Source organism: Paenilisteria portnoyi (genome assembly GCF_014322795.1).
Taxonomy (GTDB): Bacteria; Bacillota; Bacilli; order Lactobacillales; family Listeriaceae; genus Listeria_A; species Listeria_A portnoyi.
The window spans coordinates 51,967-77,438 of sequence record NZ_JAASTT010000001.1 but is presented as its reverse complement, the minus strand read 5'-3'; the positions used below and the strand labels follow the sequence as shown (position 1 = coordinate 77,438).

The window sequence follows — 25,472 nt, the reverse complement described above, 5'->3', positions numbered from 1 at the left end:
TTTTGATATATTTTGTCGAAAATATCGGGTGTGAAAATCATTACTATAAATCTAGAACTATCCTCAACACCAATAATTTTCGAGTAAGACGTAATTTCTGCTTTACTCAAAATCGAGCGAAAGCGTTTGTATTCAGGAGATTTGGTGGAAGCCGGAAGCGGAGCATACTCGTGTATGTGAGAACCGGAAGTCTGCCGAATCTCCTGAATGCGAGTGCTTGTCGCCGATTTCCATTGAATATAATCCTAATCTGTTTTGTTACATTTAATTTATCATACCATAAAAGGCGGTAATTATCAGGTTTTTGCACGGGATTTTGAGGAGAAATTGAAAATTTTTATCGTAGCTGAAAATCTGTTTGCATTTTTTCTGCATTTTGAACACGTTTTTTCGTTATAAAATAGTTCTTGTAAGACAACATAAATAGAGAATTGGAGTTGACAACAATGGATGAAATGGTAAAAACAGTACAGAGTTGGTTGAACAAAACGTATCAAAGTTATGTCGCAAAAGGCGATTATCAAACGATTCCTGAGAACGGGAAAACAGGATGGACGACGGTGTATGCGTTGACTCGCGCCCTTCAAATCGAGCTTGGCATCTCACCTACCGCCGATAATTTCGGACCGGGAACGGAGAAAGCATTCAAACCACTGACAATCGGAGCAAGCGACGCCAAACCAAGCAACATCAACTATATTTTGCAAGGCGCGTTCTATTGTAAAGGCTACAGTCCAGGTGGGTTTACAGGAACGTTCGGTGGACAAACGCAAATCGCCGTTAAAATGTTTCAAAAAGACGCCGGACTCGCGACGCAAGATGGTGTCGTATCAGCAATTATTATGAAATCCCTGCTCAATATGAGCGCGTTCCAGACGGTAAGCGGTGGCAATATCGCCGTTCGCACCGTTCAGCAAAATCTAAATCGAGATTACAGCGCTTGGATTGGTGCACTCGTTCCGTGCGATGGTTTATACGGCCGCGACACGAACACCTCGCTGATTTATGCCCTGCAGAAAGAAGAAGGAATGGCCCGCACGACGGCAAACGGTAATTTTGGACCCGGAACGACGACAAGCCTGACCAATCTGATTCCAACGTTCACATCGAACAAAGCGCTCGTTCTACTTTTGCAATACAGCCTTGCGTGTAACGGTCTACCGATTAATCAATTTAGCGGTACGTATGACGCTGAGACGACGAACCTCGTGAAACGCTACCAAGAATTCATGAAAATGAGCATCACAACTGGCGCAATTAATATGGGCACGTTCAAAGCGCTGCTGTCGAGTGCTGGCGATACGAACCGAAGCGCGACTGCCTGCGATACTTCTTATGTCCTGAATACCGACCAAATCGATACCCTGTGGAATGCCGGTTACCGCTACGTTGGCCGCTATTTAACAGGAAATGTCATCCGCGGTGGCACTCGAGTTCCAAAAGCGATGAACCCAACAGAAATCGCCGCAATCCTGAAAAAAGGCCTGAAAATCTTCCCAATCTATCAAGACGGCGGCTATGAAATTCCGTATTTCGAGGTTCCACTTCAAGGTATTAGCGATGGCTATAAAGCTATTGATGCCGCATACAATCTCGGTTTTCCAGCAGGAACAACGATTTATTTCGCGGTCGACCTCGACGCCTACGATTACCAAATTACAGATTTAATCACGCCCTACTTCCAAAACCTACGCGCCGCATTTAAGCAAAATCAAGATTTGCGTTCCTACCAAATCGGCGTTTATGGTGCTCGGAATGTATGTAGCCGCCTGAAAAACGCAGGCCTCGTCGATAACGTCTTTGTTGCCGATATGTCCACAGGATTCAGCGGCAACCTCGGTTTCCCAATGCCTGATGACTGGGCATTCGACCAATATTTCGAAATGTCAATCGGCACCGGAAACGGGAAATTAGACATTGATAAAGTAACCTATTCCGGCGTGGATAAAGGCGTTTCCGTCGTGACGCCACCACCAGTAAGCGATACGCCGAATTCCGCAGCGATTAATCGTGCGCGTTTGATGAGGATTCGTGATGTGTTGTATGGAACACCTAGCTTAGCTGCAATAGTTGATGACAATGTGACATTTGAGTGGGAATTAGAAAAAACGCAAATTCGCGTTCTAACCCCCAACCTTACTGTTGCATTTGTTGCCAGCGCAAAACTTAGTAATCCTGGCGATGGTAGCTCCAAAGTTTCTGTAAAAGACGGAAAAGTAAGTACCTCTTTTGAGCAAGAATTAGCAAATTGGGCTGGTTCACTCACGGTAGATGATGCCACTAATACAAAAAAAGTAATTGCAGACTTAGCAGCAAAAATTGTTGTGGGAGATATTACAGTCAGGTGGTTACCTGTTAAAGACCTTCTGACCCTCACCATCACAGCAAATGTTCCAGAAATTGAAGTAACCGATAAATATAAAACTAGCGCATCCATGAGCGTATCCTTTATGTTTGATAATAGAAATCAACACTTGGATCCTGAGATGCCAACCCTAGCAGAAACGATTTTGGTAGGAGGCGTTATCATAAGTTCTGTCGGACTCATCGCCAGTGGTGGACTTGTCATTGGTAGTCTGGGAGGGACAGTCGCAGGTGTAGTTAGTAAAGACCTACTCCCAGCAGTTCTTTTGTTAGCAATTAAATCAGTCCTTGATAAAGTAGCGCGTAAATAAGTTTAAAAAAATCTAGATCTGTTATATAATGGATCTAGATTTTATTCTGCATTAGTTGGAGGCAATATATGAAAACTGATAAAAAGGAACTAGAAGACTTTTCAAAAATCATAGAATTACTTATTGAAAAAGCAAGAAATAACGATACGGAAGCTATCTGTTACACATTAAATAAACTGACATTACAAGATTTGGAGAAGGTTAAGACCTATTTTGCTGGTAATGGCCCACGAGCAGTTTTCTTTCAACTCAGGACCATTATTATTGGTACATTCATTGCGGGCATGATGATTTTTTACACAAACAAATATCAAGATGTCGTTATTGTTTCCCTTCTTTCAACGCTATTCCTACTAGTCTGTATTGGTGAGTTATTTCGCCTCTTCTTTGCACAAAAACCAATTAAAAATTACTTATCAATTGCCGCTAACAGGAGCAAATATGATCGTATTGTGGCTATGGCTGATATTATTCTAAATAAGCAATATGAGAAAGATATAGCAGCAGTAGACGCTAAGTTTTCTGAGAAGAACGGATAAAAATTCTCAATTAACTGTATCACCTATCGAACTACACTTGTACGCAATGTTAGATTAGGAGGCTCAACTTTGATAATTACAAAAAAAGAATTAGAACCTTTTTCCAAGCTACTTTCAACCGTTAAGGAACAAGCTGACGACATCACAGCATTAAACGAAACATTAGATTCTTTGTCACTGGAAGAACTAGAACGAACTAAAGCCTACTTCTCAGGAACGGGTACAAGAACATCATTTCATCAACTGAGAGCAGTAATTATTGGTTCTTTTATAGCAGGTATGATGATTTTTATTCTCAACATGTTTCAAGAATATTTCTTTGTAGCTGTTATTGCGTTTATGTTTCTGCTAGCTTGTGTCATTGAATTATTCAGAACAGCCCTGACTTTTCCAGTTAAGACTAGCGTATCGTTAGCTTATGCCCGAGGTAAATATGATCGTGTTGTCAGCCTCATTGATATTATCTTAGCTGAACGTTATGCAGAAGTACGAAAAAATAGTATGAAATCTTGATTTAACTACACAAACTTGGAGGTAGATAAATAAAAATACTCAATGTAGAATTAGACAACTTCTCAAGCTTTTAACAAGTTTAATCGAACAAACAGACAATAAAGATTTTCTAGACAAATCATCTACTAAATAATACTATTAAATCTACATCCGTTGTATAATGGGTGTAGATTTTTAATTTACATAAGGAGGTAGCATTTTTGGAGACACCTAAACATAAGTTAACTAAACTCGCACAACTAATTACTTCTCTTGAAGCTGATACATCTGATACAGAAACAATGGTTTATAATCTGAACAAGTTAAGTGCTGAGGAGTTAGAGAGTGTGCAATCATATTTTTCAGGAAGTGGTATTCGAACCTTTTCAAAAACTTTCTTGCAAATTTCTATGGCTTCCTTCATTTCTGGCATGACCGTTTTCTTTTTCATAAAATTCCAAGCAGAATTGCTAGTTCTTTTCCTTGGAATCGCTTATTTATTAGCATGCATCTTAATTTTCTTCCGCTCTACTTTAAAAGCACCAACAAAATCCTTTCTGGAAATTGCAATGAACAGAGGTAAATATGATCGAATTATCAGCTTGACAGCTATTATTTTGGATGAACGATATAGAAAAGATTTTCAAAATGCATTAAAAAATCTTCTAATTTTGAAGAACATTAATTAAGCTGTCAACAAATACTATAGTTGTGATGTAGATTTACAACAGGAGGTCGACCACTTGATAATTACAAAAAAAGACTTAGAACCATTTTCCAAGCTGATTTCAACCGTTACGGAACAAGCTGATGATATCACTACATTAAATGCAACCTTAGACTCCCTGACACTAGAGGAACTAGAACAAACCAGAGCCTACTTTTCCGGAACAGGTAAAAGAACTTCATTTCAGCAACTACGAACAATAGTGATTGGCTCTTTTATCACAGGCATGATGATTTTTCTTCTCAATATGTTTAAAAATCATTTCTTTGTAGCAGTTATTGCAGTTGCATTCTTACTGATTTGCGTTATCGAATTGGTTCGGCCAGTAGTTACAACTCCGGTTAGACCTAATTTGGCTCTGGCCATTGACCGAGGTAAATATGATCGTGTTGTTAACCTCATTGATATAATCTTAGCTGAACGTTATGCAGAAGTACGAAAGAAATAATCTGAAATCTGGATTTAGCTACACAACCTAGGAGGTACATAAATGAAAACACCCAAAGCGGAATTAGACAACTTCACAAAGCTTTTAACGGGTTTAATCGAACAAGCAGATAATATTGAAGCTATTTGGTACGCACTAAACCGACTCACTCTAACAGAATTAGAAAAAGTAAAAACCTATTTTTCAGGAAGCGGCACACGCATTGTTGCAGTTAGACAGAGAGAAATCGTAATGGGCTCATTTTTGGCAGGGATGATGATTTTTCTCTTTAACCTTTATCAATCTAACTTAGTCGTATTCTTTTTCTGGGCTTTATTCTTCTTCACTTGTCTACTGAGTTTCTTTCACCTGCTATTAGCGAGAAAACCAATACATCAACAAATAAAACTTGCATTTAACAGAACTAAATACGATCGCATCGTTTCAATCGCAGACATAATACTAAATCAACGTTATGAAAATCAACGTTATGAAAATCAATTACAAAACACAATAGAGGCATTCTCTCCAAACGAAAATATTGAAACAGTTGATAGCAATCTATAGGAGGATTACGATGAAAATACCTAAATCTGATCTCCAAAGATTTTCGCATCTCATTGAAATTATCTGTGAGGATGGCGATAACGAAATCAAATTACAGGAAAATTTAAGAAAATTAACTATAGAAGATTTAGAAAGGTTAAAATCATATCTTTCTGGAACTAGATCATTAACCCCCTACAACGCCTTTTTTCCTATTTTAAGCAATTCATTTTTAGGGGGATTAGCAGTATATCTTGTTTTTATGTATCAAACAAACCCTCTAATTCTACTCATTGCTCCTTGTATTGTATTAGCAATGCTACTCGAAATATTTCTTGTCATAGTTAAGGTGCCATTACCCTCACATTCTATATTAACTCACCGCAGACGAAAATATGACCGAATCGTACAAGTCATCGAAGTCATTCTAAAAAAACGTTACTTAAAAGAATTACAAAATGCAGTGATCGATTTCTAAATAAAAGCATCGAAAAACGTTGATATAATAGCGTTTTTCGATGCTTTTTTACTGTCCAAAATAAAAATAAAGATGGGCGATTTCAGACAGGTTTAGACATGAAATCAGGTGTATAATAAACCTATATTAAAGATGAATGGAGGTCATAATATGACAACAGCAACTAAAACCATGCCGAAAGAAATTTATCGTTATATCGAGCATGAGATTATTAATTATCCCCGAATGATGGAGCGTATCAATGAGTTAACACAATACTTAACTCACGACAAAAATCCGCAATCCCCTTCCCATAACACGCTTCATCTGGATATTAGGATTGAAAGGCTTTCAACCGTAGTGCGATGTATAGAGAATGTCATCCGTAACCTGAACTCGCTCGGTGATCCGTACCACGAATTCATTAAACTGCGATATTGGCGCACCAACTCCAACGCAACAATGGAAGGCATCGCACAAAAAATCCACGTAAGCCGTCGAACTGCATATAACATGCAAAATCGAATTATTCAGATGGTTGCGAGTGAATTGGGTGAGTGGAATTGACCCTATTTAGTATAAACTATGAATAATTTCAAACTATTATGCAAAAAAAATTTAAAAATGGCAAATTAGCCAAGTAAAGTTAATTTGTATCAGAATTGGGAATAAAAATATCCCATACATGTTATTATAACAAATTAATCTATATTATCCTTGGAAATAATTGCTTCTTTTTCATTAAAGGGGCTTAAATCTGGACAATATGATGTTCATGTAAATACCGATTGGTCCTATCCTGTATTCCACGCAGAGCTAACACACTATTTAAATGTACAGAGATAATCGAAGAACTTTTTTAGACGAGCAAAATACAGATCAAGAACCTGATTCAGATTCTTGATCTGTATTTTATGTTGTATAACATTTTATCATAGCCACTATAAATGGTAGTGAGTTATGAATGCAGCTTTTAATCATTTAGTTTTGACTGTGCTTTCGCCGCTGCTGCCTTATTATTAATTGGCTGGTCAACCTTTGAGGAATCTTTACCCGATTCAGCTCTTTCTTTTTTTAGATCATAATATGTTTCAAAAACTTGTTCAGCAATTTTCAAACTAACTTTCGATTGATCCGTTTCACCTCTGTACTGCCAGGGGATAACAACAGAAATCGCTATCTCAGGCTTCTCAGCAGGAGCATACCCCACAAAAGTCGTGTTCCATACATCTGCCATTCTACTTTCTGTCTTTGGCCCATCATAAAAAGCTTGAGCTGTTCCCGTTTTACCAGCAACAGGTACTGGCACATTCTTAAAGTATGCTTTACCTGTACCGTTAGAGCCGTGAGTTACATCATAGAAACCATCCTGTACCGTTTTTATTGCGGAACTCGGCGCTCCAATTTGGTTTAAAATTTTGGGTTCAATCTCAGTTGCTACCTTTCCAACAGTGTCCCCATTAGAGCTCGGATCACGAATTTCTTTTAACATGGAGGGCGCAATTCTATGACCTCCATTGGCAATAGTAGATGAATATTGTGCAAGCTGTAGTGGAGTGTAGGAATCATATTGACCAATGGCAAAATCAAGGATTTTACCTACAGTCTTATCGTCACCTTTAAATCCAACTTGTTCTCCTGGCAAGTCAATTCCAGTTCTCACACCAAGACCAAATTGATTATAATAATAACGCATTTCATTGAATGTTTTTGGCGAGGCTCTGAACGGTCCCTCGAAAACATACTTAGCCCCCGCCATCTTCATCGCTGTCTGATACATATAGGAGTTCGAAGATATTTCAAGTGCACTTTCAGGAGTTAGTGAAAGCGGTCTTTCTCCGTGACGGTTAAACCAAGAACTTTTTGGGTCTGTCCCTTTAAATTTAATAGGTTTATCTGTAAAAACAGTATTCTCAGTAATTGCACCGTCCATTATACCGCTTAAGACAGTAGCTCCCTTTACGGCAGAACCCATATTATATGCAGTTGTAAACGAACCTAATGAATAATCTTCAAATTTTCCGGTATCCTCAATTTTTTGACCGGCTAATGACAATACCTGCCCTGTATAAGGGTCCATAGCTACCACAAAAGCTCTGTCAAGCAAGTCTGAACCACCATAGGATTTAGCTAATTTAATGTTTTTTCTTAAAATCTCTTCTACTTTTTTCTGTAATTCAACATCCACAGACAAGACCAAATCCTTACCTTTGGAACCTTCATACTTCTCAACCGTCTCAATAATATTCCCACTACTATCCAGAACACTATTAGACTTCGATTTCTGTCCGGCTAACACAGATTCATACTGTGCTTCCAAATAACTCCGGCCAACGCGGTCATTCCGGCTGTAACCTTGTGCTAAGTAATAATCCACTTTGTCACTCGGGATACCTTGTTTCTCCGTCGACACGCTGCCTAAAATCGAACGCAATGTTTCGTCATACGTATAAAAACGATTCCAGTCAGTCGTCGTATCAACGCCTGGCAAGCTTTCCAAGTTCTCACTTACCCTCGCGATTTCCGCATCCGTCACGCCTTTACTTTTCAGTGCGACTTGCGATAACGCATAACCCGCCGTCATCTTCTTGTAAATTGTCGCGATACGTTTGTCCTCGTCAGTCAGACTAGCCAAATCATCTGGCGTCACGCCTGCAATTTGTTTCTTATATACTTTTCCGCCGTCCAAAGTTTGGTCGGCTTTGCTAAGTCGTGCGATGGATTCTTTCTGATGCGTCAAAATCCAATAATCTTGCAAATCGCGTTCCGTCAATTTCTCGGGCGTAATCGCGACTAGTTTATCCAACTTCTTCGCCACAGCAATCATCTCTGTCGCTTGTGTTTTCTGGCTACGCGTATACGTAATCGATTTCACGGCTGAATTCCCCACTAATAGGTTATAATTCCGGTCGTAAATAACACCACGCGGCACATTTTTCGTCACGCTGACATCATCCGTTTCCTCTAATTGACGCTTATATGTTTCCCCTTGAACGATTTGAACCACACCTAGGCGCAAAATCAAGGCTGAGAATAATATAAAAATCACGAAAAATAGGATGTTCAAGCGTAGCGGAATCACTTGCCTTTTCTTCTTCGGTTTGTCGGTCTTTTTAATAAATCTATTTTTCACGTGTCACAATCCTTCCTTTTTTCAGCACTCATCTATACTCTATTGTATCTGAATTTTGGCGAGATTACCACTAGAGTTTGATGAGAAAATCATTAAGAAAAGTTAAAGGCATCTTTAACTTTGGACGCCATTCCAAATTCCACGCAAAAAAGCCGCATGCATTTTCACGCACACGGCTCTTATTTTAGATTATTTTGCTGCGTTGAAATTCTCGCCAGCTTTGTTCCAATCTACTACGTTCCAGAAAGTTTTGATGTATTCTGGACGAACGTTTTGGAATTTCAAGTAGTATGCGTGCTCCCAAACGTCAAGACCGATAACTGGTGTATAGCCTTCTGTTAACGGTGAATCTTGGTTTGCTGTAGAGATGATAGACAATTTGCCATCTTTCACTACTAGCCACGCCCAACCAGAACCGAAACGTGCAACGCCTGAATCAGCGAATTTCGTTTTGAATTCCTCGAAGCTACCGAATGTCGAATTAATCGCATCAGCTAAAGCTCCAGATGGTTCGCCGCCACCTTGAGGGCTAAGAATTTCCCAGAAGAATGTGTGGTTCGCATGTCCGCCGCCATTGTTACGAACAGCAGTACGGATGTTTTCAGGAACACTATTTAAATCAGCAACCAAGTCCTCGATAGATTTAGCGGCTAAATCGTCATGTCCTTTTAATGCATCATTTAATTTCGTTACGTATGTTTGATGATGTTTCGAATAGTGAATCTCCATTGTTTCTTTATCAAAATTCGGCTCCAAAGCATCGTATGTGTAAGCTAATTTAGGTAATTCGTATGTCATAATAAAAACTCCTCCTTGATATATGTTTATTCGAAAAAGCAAGCACTTCCAAATGAGATACTTAGTCCACTTTTCCCTACAAGTACAAGGTTATCACTACAAGACGACGGTTGCAATTTAAATGCTTATCTGAAAATCTGAGCAGGCTCGTCAGTTTCCAAAAAATTGGTTAGGGCAATGAACGAATGCTCTCTGTGCTTTCACTCATAACCTTTCCTCTCAACTACCATAGCATGATTTTTATACAACTAACACCCTCAACCATTGCAATCCTTCCAATTTCAAGCTATTATAAAGAAAAGAAACCAAACTATTTAACTAAGTTTTTTGTTTCTACTATATAAATAAACCAAGAATGAGGTGCATCACAAACAAATGAATATTTTCAAACGTTTTGCAAAAAGTATCTACTCCCCAGAAGACATTGCCACATTTCGAGCGGATAAAATATGGAAATCGATTCTTTACATAATTCTCATTTCGATTCTGATTTTTTTACCAATCGGCTACCACACAGCAACTGCCGCAAATGATGCGATGAAAGTTGGTGCGGATACGATCAAAAACGACATTCCTGATTTCACGGTGGAGGATGGAAAACTCGTTTCTGATGCGGACAAACCAATCACCATCGACCAGGGTAGCGTATTTTTCTACTTTGACTCGACGGATAGTTTGACTACAGATCAAGTCGACAACCAGCTTGGTTCTGCCGACAGCGCGATTGCTTTTTTATCAGACAAAATTTATATTAAAGCGCCTGGTGTGGATCAATCTGTAAGTTATGCGACTGCGGGAATTAAATCCAAAGATGATTTGGTGAGTTTCTACCAGTCAATGGAAGACTTGTCAAAATACTTTATCCCGATTTTACTCGGTATTATTTTAATCGCGATGATTCTTGTGTCCTTCTTCAAAGTCGCACTCTATGCCCTATTCGGCTACATTATGAGCGGATTTGGTCGTATGGGAATCAGCTATTTCAACAACTGGAATATTGCGGCGTACAGTATGACGCTTGCTGCTGTGTTCACGATGATTATGTATTGGTTCCAAATCGCGGTTCCGTACCTCTCCACTATCAACATGGCCGTTAGCTTCTTCATTATTTTCCTAGTTATTCGGCAAATTCCACCGACAGACCAGAAGCAACCTGTCAAATAGTTCAATCGGAAAAGACTGTATCTGGCGCGACTGGATATAGTCTTTCCATTTGATACAATGTATAATAATTGGTGTTAGAGTTTCCTTTTTTAGCCTTTTCAAATTCTTATAATGGTGACACAATGCCATTTTCTCACCAATTTTTAATAAACAAGATGGATGATTTTTCACACGAATAGTGGTATGATTAGTAATGCATTAATAATAACAAATCCTGCAAGTTAGGATTATAAGGAGCGAATCGCTTTGACAGAAAGAACACATAGATCAAATACGCGGCCCGTAAAGGTTGGTAATTTGACCATAGGCGGTAGTAATGAGTTATTTATCCAGAGTATGGCAACAACGAAAACACACGATGTAGAGGCAACTGTTGCTGAAATTCATCGTCTCGAAGAAGCTGGGTGCCAAATTGTTCGTGTTGCCGTCCCTGATGAGCGCGCGGCGGATGCCCTTGCAGAAATAAAAAGCAGAATTTCGATTCCACTCGTAGCTGATATTCATTTCGATTATCGCTTAGCTTTAAAAGCAATCGATGCTGGTGTCGACAAAATCCGGATTAATCCAGGAAACATCGGTCGTCGTGATCGTGTTGTTAAAGTCGTGAACGCGGCCAAAGCAAAAGGGATTCCGATTCGTATCGGGGTCAACGCTGGTAGTCTTGAGAAGAAATTCATCGAGAAATACGGTTATCCTACAGCAGAAGGTATGGTAGAAAGCGCCCTCGATCATATCAAAATTCTAGAAGACCTCGATTTCCATGATATCATCGTCTCGCTTAAAGCATCCGATGTTAACTTGGCAATCGAAGCGTACGATTTGGCGTCGAAAGCATTTGATTACCCGCTACATTTGGGTATCACAGAATCAGGTACACAATTCGCTGGAGGTATCAAAAGTGCCGTCGGTCTTGGTGCGATTCTTAGCAAAGGCATCGGAAATACGCTTCGTGTCTCCCTGTCTGCTGATCCTGTAGAAGAGATCAAAGTAGCGCGTGAAGTGTTGAAATCATTCGGTCTTTCGTCCAATGCTGCGACACTTATCTCGTGTCCCACATGTGGTCGTATCGAAATCGATCTAATCAGCATTGCGAATGAAGTAGAAGAATACATTTCCACAATCAAAGCGCCGATTAAAGTTGCCGTGCTTGGTTGTGCCGTAAACGGTCCTGGTGAAGCTCGTGAAGCCGATATCGGAATCGCTGGTGCTCGTGGTGAAGGACTTCTCTTCCGTCACGGTAAAATCGTTCGTAAAGTTCCCGAAGAAACAATGGTTGAGGAATTGAAGAAAGAAATCGATATCCTAGCCGAAGAATATTTCGCTAAAAAAGCTGCTGAGGAAGCTGAAGCAGCAAAATAAGATAACAAAAAAGTCGACGCTACGAATGCGATCGACTTTTTTTGTTATAATTTCGTATTCCAAGCGGGTGCGGAAATATCATGCTCTGCAAAGAATAATAGTAAATCTTGATTCATACTTTCAACCTCAGCGCTCATATTCACCGCGTGATCACTAAATAAAACATCTGTTGCGATTTTCGATGTGAGTATGCGTTTTAATAAGAAACGCAACAAACCGACTGGCATCCGTTGCAACATTTTCATTTTAGATGGATTGATAGCGACGCCGCTTCGTTCTAGTGCTGTCAGATAGTTCTTCATCGTCCAAGCTATTTGCTCGATGGATGTTGCGGTTATTACTTCGGCTTGCGTTTTCAGTCCATTTTCAGCATACATATCTTTGGAAAGTGCGGCAACGAGGGCTACGTGTGTTTTCTGCATCGCATCCATGTCGTCAGAAATTGAATAAGCGATATTCGCATTTCGGAAAAGTTGTGCCAGTTTGCGGACGCGCTCTGAATCCTGACCGTCTATTTCGCCAAACATCGTTTTTTGAATCAGCTTCGGTCCATATTGGGAATGTAAGATGCCGTTTTTGATTTCGCCTCCCGCGCTTGGAAAACCTGGTAAAAGCCGCCCTGTCCCGAGAATTTGCTCCCATTTTTCATACCCACTCGGATTATTAATCAATGTGACAATGTTTTTACTCTGGTTATCTTTTAATGCCCATAATGCCGATTCTGCTTGTTCATATTTCACCGGAACGAAGATAAAATCATAGACATCGCTTACTTCTAGTTTTTCAATAACCTGAATTGTAACCGTTTTTGTTTCTCCTTTTTTATTAAATTGCAAACCTTTCTCTCGCAACGTTTGAAGTCGCTCACCACGTGCCAACATCGTCACTTCATATCCCGCCTCTATGAATGAAATCGCGTAAGTTCCACCAATAACTCCTGCGCCAAAAATTAAGATACGTTCTTTATGTCCTGTCATTCTATTCGCCTCATCTTCCGTAGGTTACTCAACACTTGTTGTTAAAGCAACTTGTGTATGATATGATTTTATGATACTATCGTATTTAGTACAACCATCAGATTGGCGATTATGTTGCTTAAATGGACACTTTACTTGAATTGGTGGGAAAGAATTTGGAGGATGAGAGATGACTTTAAAGCAAAAAGATCCGCGCGTCATACGAACTCGGCAATTAATTATTGATGCTTTTTTGGAATTGGTTCAGGAAAAGGATTTTGAAACAATCACAGTCAAGGATATCGCGGCGAAAGCAACGGTGAACCGCACAACTTTTTACGCGCATTTTGAAGATAAATATCTACTTTTAGAGTTCATTGTAACCGAGGCTTTTACACAGATTGTTACCGACCAGACTCCCGCTCATTTGAAATTGACTGAGCTGACCATTCGTGGATTAATTTTATCCATGTGTGATTACCAGGCTGCCGTTTACAAAGAATGCCATATTAGCTACACATCTGTTGTTTCGTTGATTGAAACGACTGTACGAGCGACATTGAAAGATATCATCACGACCATGCTTCAAAATAGCTCGCCGGAACAAAATAGCTTATCGAGAAACTTAATGGCAACCATTATTAGCAGTGCAATTTACGATGCGACCAAATTCTGGGTCCAAAAATCTCCAGAACTAACACCGGAAAATTTGGCTGACGAAATCCTTACCTTTGTTATGCCTAAAGAGTAGAGGCTCATTTGCTTTCACCGTCAATCTTTGTTACCATAGTTAAGGTCAACTATAATACAAACCTGAATGGAACTATTTTCATCGTTTCGTTCTTGTTTATTTGCTAGATTCTACACAGAAATTTATCTAGCAATGAAAGTGAGGAATTATGGGAACAAAAAAGGAAACTTCGCACAAAATTACAAATGTGTTTTGGATTACGCTAGCCATCACGCTTATCTTCGTTACAATCGGCATTCTAACACCAAAAGGTTTAGCTAGCGTAACTGCGAACATTCAAAATTTTATTACGACAACATTTGGCTGGTACTACTTAATTTTCGTTTCAGTCATCGTTATTTTCTGTTTTTACTTGATTTTTAGTCCGATTGGATCGATCAGACTCGGTAAAGCCGGAGAAAAACCAAAATATTCAACTATTTCTTGGTTCGGCATGCTCTTTAGCGCTGGAATGGGCGTTGGGCTTGTTTTTTGGGGCGCGACGGAGCCATTATCTCATTACGCGATTTCGAGTCCTGAGGCAGAATCTGGAACGAATCAGGCATTAATGGACGCCTTCCGTTTCTCCTTTTTTCATTGGGGAATTCATGCTTGGGCGATTTACGCTTTCGTCGGCTTAACGTTGGCCTACTTCCAGTTTAGACAGGACAAGCCAGGACTAATCAGTGCAACGCTTGATCCACTTCTTGGAAAATGGATGAAACCCTCTGTCCGTGTGACAATTGATGTAATAGCAGTATTCGCGACGATTGTTGGTGTCGCAACGACGCTCGGCTTTGGCGCAACGCAAATCAACGGTGGTTTATCCTTCTTATTCGATATTCCAATGAGTTTTAAAGTTCAGATTATCATTATTGCCATCGTTACCGTCCTGTTTCTGACTTCTGCCATGAGTGGGCTTGGTCGAGGTATAAAGTGGCTCAGCAATACGAACATGGTGTTGGCGGTTCTGCTGATGATTATTGTGATTATCGTTGGGCCTACTCTGCTGACGCTGAACATGATGACCGACGCTACTGGCGCTTATATGCAAAATTTTATCGGTATGAGCTTCCGAACTTCGCCAGTGGATGCGGCGGGTCGTGAATGGATTAATAACTGGACGATTTTCTACTGGGCTTGGTTTATTTCTTGGTCACCATTTGTCGGTATTTTTATCGCGCGGGTTTCCAAAGGTCGCCGAATTCGTGAATTTTTAGCTGGTGTTATTTTATTACCAACGTTACTTAGTGTCATTTGGTTCTCTGTTTTCGGAACTGCCTCTACCTCGGTGCAACGTGCTGGCTTCGACTTAACACAACTGAAAACAGAAGAAGTCCTGTTTGGGACATTCAACCATATGCCGCTTGGTTCACTATTATCTGTAATCGCGATTTTCTTGATTGGCGTATTTTTCATCACATCTGCTGACTCGGCGACATACGTGCTCGGTATACAAACAATGAATGGCGTGATGAACCCTGCCAACCGTGTCAAATTTATTTGGGGCATTATCCAGTCGCTGATCGCATCGATTCTACTTTTCAGTGGCGGTTTAGAAGGTTTGCAAAATATGCTGATCATCGTCGCCCTACCGTTTTCGTTTATCATGCTTTTGATGATGCTCTCGCTGTCCAAAGCATTGCGAAAAGAACGGCGCGACCTTGGCCTCTATATCAAACCAAAATCCTTGCGCAAGTCAAATTCTTAGAGGTATGATGGACGAGAAGGAGTGAAGACAAGATGAAAGATTTAAACTATGTCGTTCTTGATTTTGAAACTGCGAATGGTTCGCGGACAAGTCCTTGTTCGATTGGGATGGTCAAATATCTGAACGGCGAAAAACATTCCGAATACTATCAATTAATCAATCCTGAAGAAGATTTCTACGCATCGAATATTCGAATTCATGGGATTTACCCGGAAGACGTGTGGGAATCGCCGAACTGGTTGGAAGTCTATCCGAGTATCATGGATTTTATCGGTGACTTGCCAGTCGCGGCTCATTTTGCAACATTTGATATCAATGTTTTCCGTGCTACGACAGAGAAATACGGTCTGCCATTACCTGCAAATTTGTACTTCTGTTCCTGTGTGTTATCGCAAAAAATATTGCCGTTACGTTCGCATAAATTAAATCTTGTTGCTGACTATTTTGGTATCACATTTGAGCATCATCACGCCTTGGAAGATTCCATCGTTGCGGCTGATATCGTGTGTGAACTCGCCAATATCCAGCAAGTAAACACGATTCCCGAGTTAGTTGATTCGATTGGTTATCAGTTTGGTCGAATAAATGGTACTAATTTTGTCACCAAGAAAAAAACGCGTTCCCGCTAATGGGGCGCGTTTTCTTCTATTATCCAACTTTTGCGAGACAATCTGGACATTTCCCATACACTTCAAACTTATGGCCTTCCACTTGATAACCCGGCAATGCTTCTTCCAGAAAATCCATCGGGCACATCCGAATTTCACGTGTTTTCCCGCATTCCATACAAATAAAATGATGGTGATGTTCTTCATGTGCACACGATAATCGAAAATGTTTCTCACTCGACAACTCGGTTTCCTCAAACAAATCCAATTCCACAAACAAAGACAAATTACGGTAAATCGTATCAAAACTAATCCCTGGGAAATCCTCTTTCATGCACTCCAAAACTTCTTTTGCCGTCATGTAACGATTTTTTCGCGCAAAAAGATTAATTAGAAATTCGCGTTTATCCGTATGTTTGTATCCTTTTCGTTTCATTAATTGCAACGCTTCATTAGCTGTTAGAGACATTCGAATCACTTCTTTCGGCTATCGCCAGTTTTTGTTTCACTTTTTGAACACTAATCGTTATAACTAAAATGAGCACAGAGATAATAACAATCGAGCCACCTGGAGCTAGGTCGAGGTAAAAGGCACTCACAAGGCCGCCTATCACCGATATTTCCCCGAACAGAATCGCATAAGCAATCGTCTGTTTAAAGCCTTTAGCGATACGAATTGCGGCTGCTACAGGCAAGGTCATCAGGGACGACACGAGTAGAATCCCAACGATACGCATGCTGGATGCAATCACGAGCGCTACTAAAAGCATAAAAATCACATCCACCACTTTTGCAGGAATTCCCGATGCATTCGCGTACTCTTCGTCAAACGACAGCAAAAATAGTTCTTTATACAAGAAAAATACAGTGACTAATACAACAAAAGCAGTCGCCAAAATTGTCCACATATCCGAGGTACTCACGGCGCTGACACTTCCGAATAAGTAGCTGAACAAGTCGGTATTAAAGCCATTAGCAAGTGATATAAAAATAACACTGAATCCCATCCCCGCCGACATGATAATCGGTATCGCCAGTTCTTGGAATTGCTTATACACATTGCGCAGTTTTTCCATCAATAAGGAACCGCCAACTGCAAAGCCAAAGCCTAGATACAGCGGATTGAGCGCCACAAGTGGTAAATACATCTTGCTCAAATAGAGACTCACCGCAATGCCTGCCAAACTGACATGACTTAGCGCGTCAGCCATCAAAGAAAGCCGCCGAACCACGATAAAACTTCCCAAAAGCGGCGCCACAATCCCAATCACGATGCCGACGATAAACGTATTTCGGATAAAATCATATTCAAACAGGTTCGCAATCACAGTGTGTCACCCCAATCCGACTCGCCTCAAGCGCCTCAAGTTCTCGTTCCTCTAAGTACAGCTGATAATCGACCGCGGTCCCGTCAAAAAGCACCTTCGTATTCATGCTGACAATATGATCCACATACGAATTCACCGCTAAAATATCATGCGTCACGAGCAGCATCGTAATGTCCTCTTTCGCATTCAGCTCTTTCAATAACTCGTAAAAAGAAGCCACATTCTGCGCATCAATCCCAACCGTTGGCTCATCCAAAATCAGCATCTCCGGCTTACTCACAAGCGCCCGGGCGATAAAAACACGTTGCTGTTGTCCACCAGAAAGCTCGCCGATATTCCGCCCCGCAAACCGTCGCATATCCACAATGTCCAGTGCCTCGTAGACCGCTTCAAAATCATGACGATTCAATCGGCGAAACATCCCCTTCTTCTTCACCAAACCGCTAGACACGACTTCTTTCACCGTGGCAGGAAAAGCACCGTTAAACGCATTCGACTTTTGCGATACAAAGCCAATTTTAGACCAATCTTTAAAGTCTGCATGCGGTTTCCCGAACAAGGTAATCTCGCCTTGCTGCGTTTTTAGAAGACCTAAAATCAGTTTCAGCAACGTCGATTTCCCAGAACCATTCGGCCCAATAATCCCCGTGAAGCTGCCTTTTTTGATTGATAAGTTGATTCTCTGGAGCACTTCTTCTTTATCATAATGGTAGGAAATGTTCGCTACCTTTAATATCTCATCCATACCTTGAAAAAACTCCTTCTATACTTAAAAATCACTACTTTACCTAGTATACATAAAAATAGGGAACCTGTAAATCGTAATCACTCCTATTTATCATTTTTATTCGTTTATCAGATGATTAATGAAGGGCGATAAAGGGAAAACACAACTATGGAGGTGTTTAAAATGAAATTAATCTGGATGTATCTGTGCTTTGTGATCATGGTTGGCATGAATGCACTCGCTAATATTTTACCGCTGAATGGCGTGAATACTGGGGAAATCTCCAATCGCCTCGATGTTTTATTTACACCAGAGGGATATGTATTTATTATTTGGGGCGTGATTTACCTCAGCTTGTTCCTATGGCTCATCGCGCTGACTTTCAACCGAAAAAATGTGACGCAAGCGCTCGCCTTTTCATTCTCGATAACGTCTTTATTAAACGGTTTATGGATTGTTTGCTGGCATTATGGGTATTATCTAAGCTCCGTAATTGTCATGCTCTTACTCTTAATTGGTCTCATCACGTTGTACAAAGCACAACAAGCCGTGACAAAATCACTCATTTGGAGGGCGCCGATCAGTCTCTACTTAGGTTGGGTCAGCGTGGCAACTATCGCAAATATTTGTTATTACCTGACTTGGAAAGAAATCACTAGCTTCTTGGGACTTGGCGAAGGCGTTTGGACGATTGTGCTACTCATTGTCGCGACGCTTATCGCCTATACTTTCCGAGCCCGCGAAAACGATTGGATCGCGCCACTTGTCTTTGTCTGGGCATTCGTTGGGATTTATATCCGTGTACTGGACTGGAACGCCGTCGTTTCCTACACAGCGCTGATTCTGGCTATTGTCCTTTTCTTGGCAAACTTTATTCCGATTCGTCGGAGAACATAGGTGTTAAAAAGCGTTTTCCCGAGTGGAAAACGCTTTTTGCTAGATTTTTTTACGCATCTGGATTTGTGTCGCTACTTTTTCAAAGCCTCTGTCCAATAAAACAGGGAGATACTCGCTTGTCACGATCTCATTAAAAACCGCACAAGAAATACTGCCATACATATCGTGAAAACCCTGCAATAATCCTAGAATTTGATTTGGCGCATTATTTAATCTCACTTGCAAAAGAATCAGATTCTCATCCGAAATCCCATACACAATGTAACCTAACTGCTCATCATTCCGCCAAATAGTCGCGATTTTATGATGTGCTGCAATCCGATTTTGCCATGGTGACGCATCCTCTTCTAGCGCTATGTAATCGTTCGGATCGTTCACTTCTTTCAAGCGATACCCCGCCACACCAAAATCCTGCAAAGTCCCAGTAAGATAAATCAATTCATTTATCTGCGTGTAGCCTAACTTTTGATAAAGTCGAAGCGCAGGAATATTCTCTGAAATCACCTCTAAACGCGATTCATCCACGCCCTGCTCTCGGTAACTTTCAAAAAGCCGCTCCAAAAGTTGATTCGATATCCCCATTTTTCTAAATCTCGGCACAACCGCGAGTCCGCCAATCCACGCCATTCTAGTATTTGTAAAGTCGCGCGTTCCCGTCAATATAATCGCCGCAGCTTCGCCATCCACTTTTGCGATTAACGACTCGTGTGGTGATTGTTGCAATTTCTCCATTCTGGCAGTGAAACTCGCTTCGGTCATATCAGCCGGTACGAGATAATCTGCAAATGCCTCATTCCATAGCTCCACCTGTTCCACCAATGATAGGCTATCCAAACGATCTATCTCCAATATAATCGCCCCTTCCTATAGAAAAAGAAACAGCCTATAAAACTAAGCTGCTTCTCTATGTTACTATTTCGCAAAAATCTCTGTCAAAATTGGCACAACTTGCTTCTTACGCGATACAACACCGGCTAGCGGTGCCACATTCGTCGCAAAAACAACGCCATACGCCGCTTCGACTTTATCAGTTTTGCTACCAAGCGCAATGGCTACAGAATCATTCGTCAAAATATTGGTGATGACGAACAAATACAAATCAAGACCTTTATCAGCGATCCGTTTGCTCATTTCTGCTTCCACTTCTGTTTGGCGCACCAACACATCTTTTTCATCGACAACATTGATTTGTGCGATTTCTACTTTCGAACCGCCCATTTCGAATTCTTTGGCGTCCAGCAATAGTTCAGGAACCGTTTTAGTCGTCACATCTGCACCAGCTTTTAACATGTCCAAGCCATATGTAGCTGTTTCAACGCCTGCAATAGCTGCTAATTTTTCAGCGACTTCCTTATCTTCCGGTGTACACGTTGGTGATTGGTACAACAAAGTATCGGAAATAATCGCCGAAAGCATAAGACCCGCCGTCGTTTTCGAAATTTCGATGCCTTTTTCCTGGAATATTTTGGAAAGAATTGTTGCTGTACAACCAACTGGCTCCGCGCGGTAATACAAAGGATCTGCCGTTTCAAAATTCGCGATACGATGATGATCGATAACTTCTACTACAGTAACATCTTCAATATCAGCTACGCTTTGTTGCTTCTCATTATGATCTACTAAGCTAACCGTTTTTACTTCATTCGCAACCGTTTCAACAAGGCGCGGCGCTTCTACCTTGAAATAATCAAGGACGAAAGCCGTCTCACTATTGATTTCGCCAAGACGAACTGCTTCAATATCTTGACCTTGCGCTTTCTTTAGTTCAGCATAGGCAATCGCCGAACAAATGGTATCTGTATCCGGGTTTTTATGTCCAAAAACGAGTGATTTTGTCATGTTTTTATCTCCTTTATTAGCGCCTTATTCGGCCGCCATGATTTTCGTTAACAAATCTGGATCAAATGTTTGGCTACGTAGCATCGCAATTTCATGCTTATACGGAGCTTTCTTATTCTTCTTATCTTCACCAACGTACGGCGTTTCCAAAATTTTAGAAATGTCGTCCAGCTGTGGATGATGCACGATATAATTCAGCGCGTCAAAGCCAATATGACCGAAGCCAATATTCGCGTGACGATCTTTATGCGCGCCTCGTTCATTCTTACTATCATTGATATGTAACACTTTCAAGCGATCCAAACCAATAATTTTATCAAACTGGTTCAAAACGCCGTCAAAATCGTTCACAATATCATAACCAGCATCATGCACGTGACACGTATCAAACGTCACAGAAAGTAACTCATTATGCGTCACACCGTCCATAATCGCTGCGATTTCTTCAAACGTTCGGCCAATCTCTGTGCCTTTTCCAGCCATCGTTTCCAGAGCAACTTGCACGTTCTGATCCGGTTTCAACGATTCATTCAAGCCTTTAATAATCTGCTTGATGCCCATTTCTGCGCCTTCACCAACATGTGCGCCAGGATGAAGAACGATTTGTTTCGCGCCAAGAGCCGCCGTACGTTCCACTTCTGACTGCAAAAAAGTCACGCCGATTTCAAATGTTTCTGGTTTCACGGCATTTCCAATATTAATAATGTAAGGGGCATGCACCACGATATCCGTGATGTCATGCTCTTTCATATGCGCAAGTCCCGCTTCAATGTTCAAGTCTTCAATCGGTTTTCGTCGTGTATTTTGTGGCGCGCCCGTGTAGATCATGAATGTATTCGATCCATAAGACGCTGCTTCCTGACTTGCGGCAAGCATCATATCTTTACCGCTCATCGAAACATGTGAGCCTAATCTTAACATGCTAATTACCTCCCGCGTTTGTTCATTTTTCTTTCGCGACGTTTAATTTCATTCATTTTGTAGTTCAGTTTCTTTTTGTAGTTTGGTTTGCCTTTTTCTTTGGCTTTTTTACGCATACCGATTTCGCGTGGATCCGCTGCTTCGCGCTTCGCTTCACGTTTTTGACGACGATTACGGTCATCCGCATCAACAAATTCGCCATTTTTAAGATCGATGTGCTTGAATTCGATATTCATTTTTTCCAATTGGTTCAGTGCATCCTCATCCGATGGTTCGTAAATCGTAAGCGCGATACCAGAGTGCCCCGCGCGACCTGTACGACCCGTTCTATGGATATAAAAATCAAGATCGCTTGGTAATTCGTAGTTAATGATATGGCTGATTCCTTGAATATCAATACCACGTGCCGCTAAATCAGTCGCCACAACATATTGGTATTCCAAGCTTTCCAATTGTTTCATTGTACGTTTACGCTCGCGAGCTTCGACTCCGCCATGAATCTTAGCAACTTTCAAACCGCGTTCTGTCAAGCCTTTCGCCACTTCATCCGCCATTGCTTTCGTGTTTGTGAAAACGACTGCTAAATATGGTTGGTAAGCTACGAGCGCGTCTTTTAGAATATCGATTTTATTCTTACTACGACGGGCAATCAGTTGATGCGCCACATCCGTATTCGCCAAAGCTTGAGGCTGAATATGCTCATAACGCGGATTTTCCATGTATTTCTTCAAGAAAGGTTTCAATTTTTGCGGGATTGTTGCTGAGAAAACAAGCATTTGCAGGTTCTCAGGCATTTTGCTCGCAATTTGATCGACATCCATTAAGAATCCCATATCAAGCGTCATATCGGCTTCATCGATAACAAAGACTTGCGTTGTATGAACGAGTAGCGCTGTTTCACGAATTAAATCATTAATTCGACCAGGCGTACCAACAACAATATGTGGCTGCTGCTTCTTCAAACGATCGATCGTTCTTTGTTTATCCGTACCACCAATAACGAGTAGCGAACGAATGTCGTCATCGCTATATTTGATGAGTTTTTTGATTTCGTTATGAATTTGTGTTGCGAGCTCACGACTAGGCGCTGTAATAACTGCCTGCACGCTATCTTTGTCCGCTCTAATTTTGTTGATAATTGGCAGTAAGAAAGTATGCGTCTTCCCAGTTCCCGTTTGAGATTGCCCCACAACGCTTTCGCCTTTCATAATTGCCGGAATTAATTTCTGTTGTACCTCTGTTGGTTCATAAAAACCTAATTTATCAATGGCAAGCTGAATAAAAGGTTGAAAATGAAATTGATCAAACCTTGTTTTTTTGTTCATTTTTCCACTCCGTTCTGTTCCTAAACGTTAGTATAGCACACAATAGGGTATACAGTCACTAGTAAAGTTGGAGAATCTACTTCATAACACCGCTTCAACCTATCTAACCCAAAAAGCCTTCTCAAAAGTTAGACAAATTTCCTAACTTGTTGAGAAGACTCCATACTTTCATTTTAATTCAGCAAAATTGGACCAATTATAAACTTTTAATAAATGGCTCCATTATTTCTGCAAGATGCTGATGCCCTTGCGTATTCAAATGAACGCCATCCGGAGCACCATACTGCCTACCTTCAGAGCTACCCAAGTTAAGCGAATCAATTTCATATAAGTTCAAATGCTTAATATTATAGCGATCACAAATATCAATCTCCGCATTAACATACGCATAATCTGGGATACTGATATGATTTACGGGTGGGAAAAAGGTCCGGCTGTACATCGAGATAAAGCCGATTTTTTTATTAGGATATTTTTTAACCAAGCCTTTTAGAAGCGTATCGAGCGCACCGTAATACGTGCTATTCGCAGTATCATTTAGCGTACCGAGCTCCACATTTCTGCCATAGTCATTAAGACCTCCAAAAACAGTAATCAAATTCGCACTATCATCCATAGATATGTAACGTTCACTCATTGGTAAGGAAAGATTCGATATCGTAGAGCCACTCTTACCATAATTATTGACTTTTTTAATCTTCATGTCTTCCTGAATGTAGTCAAAATACCTTTTAGTTGCCGTTGTATTATTTGGATCTGTCAAGCTATCCCCCAAGACATTCCAAGTTGTGTTCGTCCAATCCGTTACCTCGGCCGCATTAACTTTACCTGTACCCATCGTTAAAGTTAATAGCAATGCCATTATTAATACTAGTTTCTTCATCTTTTCCACTCCTCATTATAATTTGCCTCTATAGTCGAAAATAACCATAAAAAACGATTCATTGTAGCATTAAAAAAACAATTGGACAAGGGGAATTTAGACGTTTTTCATCCAGTAGAACTCCGCTAGTTGAAACCATGCGAAATCTGGCTTATAATAGATAAGTAGTCGGCATTTTTGTTGTCCTGCCTAACTATTGCTACACCTTGAGAAATTTAGGAGGTTTAACATTGGAAATTATAAAGATTGCCCCTCGTGGTTATTGTTACGGCGTGGTGGATGCGATGGTGATTGCGCGTAATGCTTCACTCGATCCGAACCTGCCTCGCCCTATTCATATACTCGGCATGATCGTTCATAATCAACATGTCACAGAAGCTTTTGAAGATGTGGGGATTGTCACGCTTGATGGTCCAAATCGAGAAGCTATTTTAGACCAAATCGATAGTGGTACCGTCATTTTCACAGCACATGGTGTTTCGCCGGCCGTAAAAGAACGCGCCAAAGCGAAAGGTCTGACAACGCTTGATGCCACGTGCCCCGATGTGACGCGAACTTACGATTTAATTTTAGAGAAAAAGCATGAAGGTTTTCATGTCATTTATATCGGCAAAAAAGGCCATCCAGAGCCAGAAGGTGCGGTTGGTGTCGCGCCAGATATCGTGCATCTCGTTGAAAATATGGAAGATGTCGATGCGCTGTCACTTACTAACGAGAAAGTTTTTGTGACCAATCAAACGACGATGAGTCAGTGGGACGTGATGGATTTGATGGATTATATCCAGTCGGTCTATCCGCAAGCTGAGCAACATCAAGAAATTTGCATGGCGACACAAGTTCGTCAAGAAGCCGTGGCCAAACAAGCAAAAGGCGCGGATGTGACGATCGTTGTCGGCGATCCAAGAAGCAATAACAGCAATCGTTTAGCCCAAGTATCCGAAGAAAAAGCGGGTGTTCCGGCACATCGAATCGCTAACATTGAAGAGTTGAATCTTGATTGGATTAAAGACGCGAAGAAAGTAGCCGTCACTGCTGGAGCGAGTACACCAACGCAAATCATTCGGGAAGTTCTCGTTTTCCTAGACGCCTATGACCCAGAAGATGCTACAACTTGGGAGCGCAATCATGATGTTGACCCAGTCAGCATTTTACCGCGCGCCCGTAAGAAAAATATTGAAAAACAACGCGCTGCCCGTTTAGAACACTTAAAAAACGGCGGCAAGTGAAAAA

At 40.9% G+C, this 25,472-nt stretch carries 26 protein-coding genes; 15 read left to right on the top strand and 11 right to left on the bottom strand.

The window, feature by feature from the left end; all coding sequences use genetic code 11:
* Positions 1 to 446: 446 nt before the first annotated feature.
* The 8 genes from HCJ66_RS00400 (at position 447) to HCJ66_RS00365 (ending at position 6,430) form a co-directional block, all read left to right on the top strand.
* Positions 447 to 2,675, top strand: a complete 2,229-nt coding sequence (locus HCJ66_RS00400) for a glycoside hydrolase domain-containing protein (RefSeq protein ID WP_187131367.1) — start codon at positions 447 to 449, stop codon at positions 2,673 to 2,675.
* A gap of 68 nt (positions 2,676 to 2,743) precedes the next feature.
* Positions 2,744 to 3,214, top strand: a complete 471-nt coding sequence (locus tag HCJ66_RS00395; protein WP_187131366.1) for a hypothetical protein — start codon at positions 2,744 to 2,746, stop codon at positions 3,212 to 3,214.
* A gap of 69 nt (positions 3,215 to 3,283) precedes the next feature.
* A complete protein-coding gene (locus tag HCJ66_RS00390; RefSeq protein ID WP_187131365.1) occupies positions 3,284 to 3,727 on the top strand; it encodes a hypothetical protein in 444 nt (147 codons plus the stop codon).
* Positions 3,728 to 3,927: 200 nt separating this feature from the next.
* A complete protein-coding gene (locus HCJ66_RS00385) occupies positions 3,928 to 4,395 on the top strand; it encodes a hypothetical protein (RefSeq protein ID WP_187131364.1) in 468 nt (155 codons plus the stop codon).
* Positions 4,396 to 4,449: 54 nt separating this feature from the next.
* Positions 4,450 to 4,881, top strand: a complete 432-nt coding sequence (locus HCJ66_RS00380) for a hypothetical protein (protein WP_187131363.1) — start codon at positions 4,450 to 4,452, stop codon at positions 4,879 to 4,881.
* A 42-nt stretch (positions 4,882 to 4,923) separates the two neighbouring features.
* Positions 4,924 to 5,427, top strand: coding sequence for a hypothetical protein (locus HCJ66_RS00375; protein WP_187131362.1), 504 nt, complete (start codon positions 4,924 to 4,926; stop codon positions 5,425 to 5,427).
* A 10-nt stretch (positions 5,428 to 5,437) separates the two neighbouring features.
* The gene (locus tag HCJ66_RS00370; protein ID WP_187131361.1) at positions 5,438 to 5,884 is read left to right on the top strand and encodes a hypothetical protein; all 447 of its coding nucleotides are present in this window, start codon (positions 5,438 to 5,440) and stop codon (positions 5,882 to 5,884) included.
* A 150-nt stretch (positions 5,885 to 6,034) separates the two neighbouring features.
* Positions 6,035 to 6,430, top strand: coding sequence for a hypothetical protein (locus HCJ66_RS00365; protein WP_187131360.1), 396 nt, complete (start codon positions 6,035 to 6,037; stop codon positions 6,428 to 6,430).
* A gap of 406 nt (positions 6,431 to 6,836) precedes the next feature.
* Here the strand turns inward: HCJ66_RS00365 and HCJ66_RS00360 are convergent, their stop codons facing one another.
* Both HCJ66_RS00360 and HCJ66_RS00355 read right to left on the bottom strand, forming a co-directional pair.
* The gene (locus HCJ66_RS00360) at positions 6,837 to 8,996 is read right to left on the bottom strand and encodes a penicillin-binding transpeptidase domain-containing protein (RefSeq protein ID WP_187131359.1); all 2,160 of its coding nucleotides are present in this window, start codon (positions 8,994 to 8,996) and stop codon (positions 6,837 to 6,839) included.
* Positions 8,997 to 9,185: 189 nt separating this feature from the next.
* Positions 9,186 to 9,794 carry a superoxide dismutase gene (locus HCJ66_RS00355; protein WP_222717370.1) on the bottom strand — a complete coding sequence of 203 codons (609 nt, stop codon included), beginning with the start codon at positions 9,792 to 9,794 and terminating at the stop codon, positions 9,186 to 9,188.
* A gap of 375 nt (positions 9,795 to 10,169) precedes the next feature.
* Here HCJ66_RS00355 and HCJ66_RS00350 point away from each other — a divergent pair, with 375 nt between their 5' ends.
* Entirely contained in the window at positions 10,170 to 10,958 is a 789-nt protein-coding gene (locus HCJ66_RS00350; protein WP_181675499.1) for a DUF1189 domain-containing protein, read from the top strand.
* Between the two features lie 246 nt (positions 10,959 to 11,204).
* Positions 11,205 to 12,317 (top strand): flavodoxin-dependent (E)-4-hydroxy-3-methylbut-2-enyl-diphosphate synthase, encoded by a 1,113-nt coding sequence (gene ispG, locus HCJ66_RS00345; protein WP_036094132.1) that lies wholly within the window; start codon positions 11,205 to 11,207, stop codon positions 12,315 to 12,317.
* 44 nt (positions 12,318 to 12,361) lie between these two features.
* Here the strand turns inward: ispG and HCJ66_RS00340 are convergent, their stop codons facing one another.
* On the bottom strand, positions 12,362 to 13,294 hold the full coding sequence (locus tag HCJ66_RS00340; protein WP_187131358.1) for a ketopantoate reductase family protein: 933 nt from the start codon (positions 13,292 to 13,294) through the stop codon (positions 12,362 to 12,364).
* 169 nt (positions 13,295 to 13,463) lie between these two features.
* On the opposite strand from HCJ66_RS00340, the gene HCJ66_RS00335 reads away from it, so the two are divergent.
* From HCJ66_RS00335 to HCJ66_RS00325, 3 genes are all read left to right on the top strand, one after another.
* Positions 13,464 to 14,024, top strand: coding sequence for a TetR/AcrR family transcriptional regulator (locus HCJ66_RS00335; RefSeq protein ID WP_187131357.1), 561 nt, complete (start codon positions 13,464 to 13,466; stop codon positions 14,022 to 14,024).
* Positions 14,025 to 14,172: 148 nt separating this feature from the next.
* Positions 14,173 to 15,714 (top strand): glycine betaine uptake BCCT transporter, encoded by a 1,542-nt coding sequence (locus HCJ66_RS00330; RefSeq protein WP_187131356.1) that lies wholly within the window; start codon positions 14,173 to 14,175, stop codon positions 15,712 to 15,714.
* A 32-nt stretch (positions 15,715 to 15,746) separates the two neighbouring features.
* Positions 15,747 to 16,343 (top strand): 3'-5' exonuclease, encoded by a 597-nt coding sequence (locus HCJ66_RS00325; RefSeq protein WP_187131355.1) that lies wholly within the window; start codon positions 15,747 to 15,749, stop codon positions 16,341 to 16,343.
* Between the two features lie 19 nt (positions 16,344 to 16,362).
* On the opposite strand, the gene HCJ66_RS00320 is transcribed toward HCJ66_RS00325, so the two are convergent.
* The 3 genes from HCJ66_RS00320 to HCJ66_RS00310 are packed head-to-tail and all read right to left on the bottom strand — an operon-like array spanning position 16,363 to position 18,395.
* Positions 16,363 to 16,791: a Fur family transcriptional regulator gene (locus HCJ66_RS00320; RefSeq protein ID WP_036094139.1), complete on the bottom strand. Its 429-nt coding sequence runs from the start codon at positions 16,789 to 16,791 to the stop codon at positions 16,363 to 16,365.
* Positions 16,775 to 17,650, bottom strand: a complete 876-nt coding sequence (locus HCJ66_RS00315) for an iron chelate uptake ABC transporter family permease subunit (protein ID WP_181675494.1) — start codon at positions 17,648 to 17,650, stop codon at positions 16,775 to 16,777. Before HCJ66_RS00315 ends, HCJ66_RS00320 begins: the two co-directional genes overlap by 17 nt.
* Complete coding sequence (locus tag HCJ66_RS00310; protein WP_181675493.1) at positions 17,631 to 18,395, bottom strand: metal ABC transporter ATP-binding protein; 765 nt, start codon at positions 18,393 to 18,395, stop codon at positions 17,631 to 17,633. The genes HCJ66_RS00315 and HCJ66_RS00310 overlap by 20 nt, the downstream gene beginning before the upstream one ends.
* Before the next feature lie 165 nt (positions 18,396 to 18,560).
* On the opposite strand from HCJ66_RS00310, the gene HCJ66_RS00305 reads away from it, so the two are divergent.
* The gene (locus tag HCJ66_RS00305; RefSeq protein ID WP_187131354.1) at positions 18,561 to 19,274 is read left to right on the top strand and encodes a tryptophan-rich sensory protein; all 714 of its coding nucleotides are present in this window, start codon (positions 18,561 to 18,563) and stop codon (positions 19,272 to 19,274) included.
* 39 nt (positions 19,275 to 19,313) lie between these two features.
* Here HCJ66_RS00305 and HCJ66_RS00300 read toward each other — a convergent pair whose 3' ends face one another.
* The 5 genes from HCJ66_RS00300 to HCJ66_RS00280 form a co-directional block, all read right to left on the bottom strand.
* A complete protein-coding gene (locus tag HCJ66_RS00300) occupies positions 19,314 to 20,123 on the bottom strand; it encodes a GNAT family N-acetyltransferase (RefSeq protein WP_187131353.1) in 810 nt (269 codons plus the stop codon).
* Between the two features lie 63 nt (positions 20,124 to 20,186).
* Entirely contained in the window at positions 20,187 to 21,113 is a 927-nt protein-coding gene (locus HCJ66_RS00295; protein ID WP_187131352.1) for a manganese-dependent inorganic pyrophosphatase, read from the bottom strand.
* A gap of 24 nt (positions 21,114 to 21,137) precedes the next feature.
* Complete coding sequence (locus HCJ66_RS00290) at positions 21,138 to 22,034, bottom strand: deoxyribonuclease IV (protein ID WP_187131351.1); 897 nt, start codon at positions 22,032 to 22,034, stop codon at positions 21,138 to 21,140.
* A 5-nt stretch (positions 22,035 to 22,039) separates the two neighbouring features.
* Positions 22,040 to 23,359 carry a DEAD/DEAH box helicase gene (locus HCJ66_RS00285; RefSeq protein ID WP_187131350.1) on the bottom strand — a complete coding sequence of 440 codons (1,320 nt, stop codon included), beginning with the start codon at positions 23,357 to 23,359 and terminating at the stop codon, positions 22,040 to 22,042.
* Between the two features lie 196 nt (positions 23,360 to 23,555).
* Positions 23,556 to 24,242, bottom strand: coding sequence for an SGNH/GDSL hydrolase family protein (locus HCJ66_RS00280; protein ID WP_187131349.1), 687 nt, complete (start codon positions 24,240 to 24,242; stop codon positions 23,556 to 23,558).
* Positions 24,243 to 24,472: 230 nt separating this feature from the next.
* Between HCJ66_RS00280 and HCJ66_RS00275 the strand changes: the two genes are divergently transcribed.
* The gene (locus tag HCJ66_RS00275; RefSeq protein ID WP_187131348.1) at positions 24,473 to 25,468 is read left to right on the top strand and encodes a 4-hydroxy-3-methylbut-2-enyl diphosphate reductase; all 996 of its coding nucleotides are present in this window, start codon (positions 24,473 to 24,475) and stop codon (positions 25,466 to 25,468) included.
* Positions 25,469 to 25,472 lie beyond the last annotated feature (4 nt).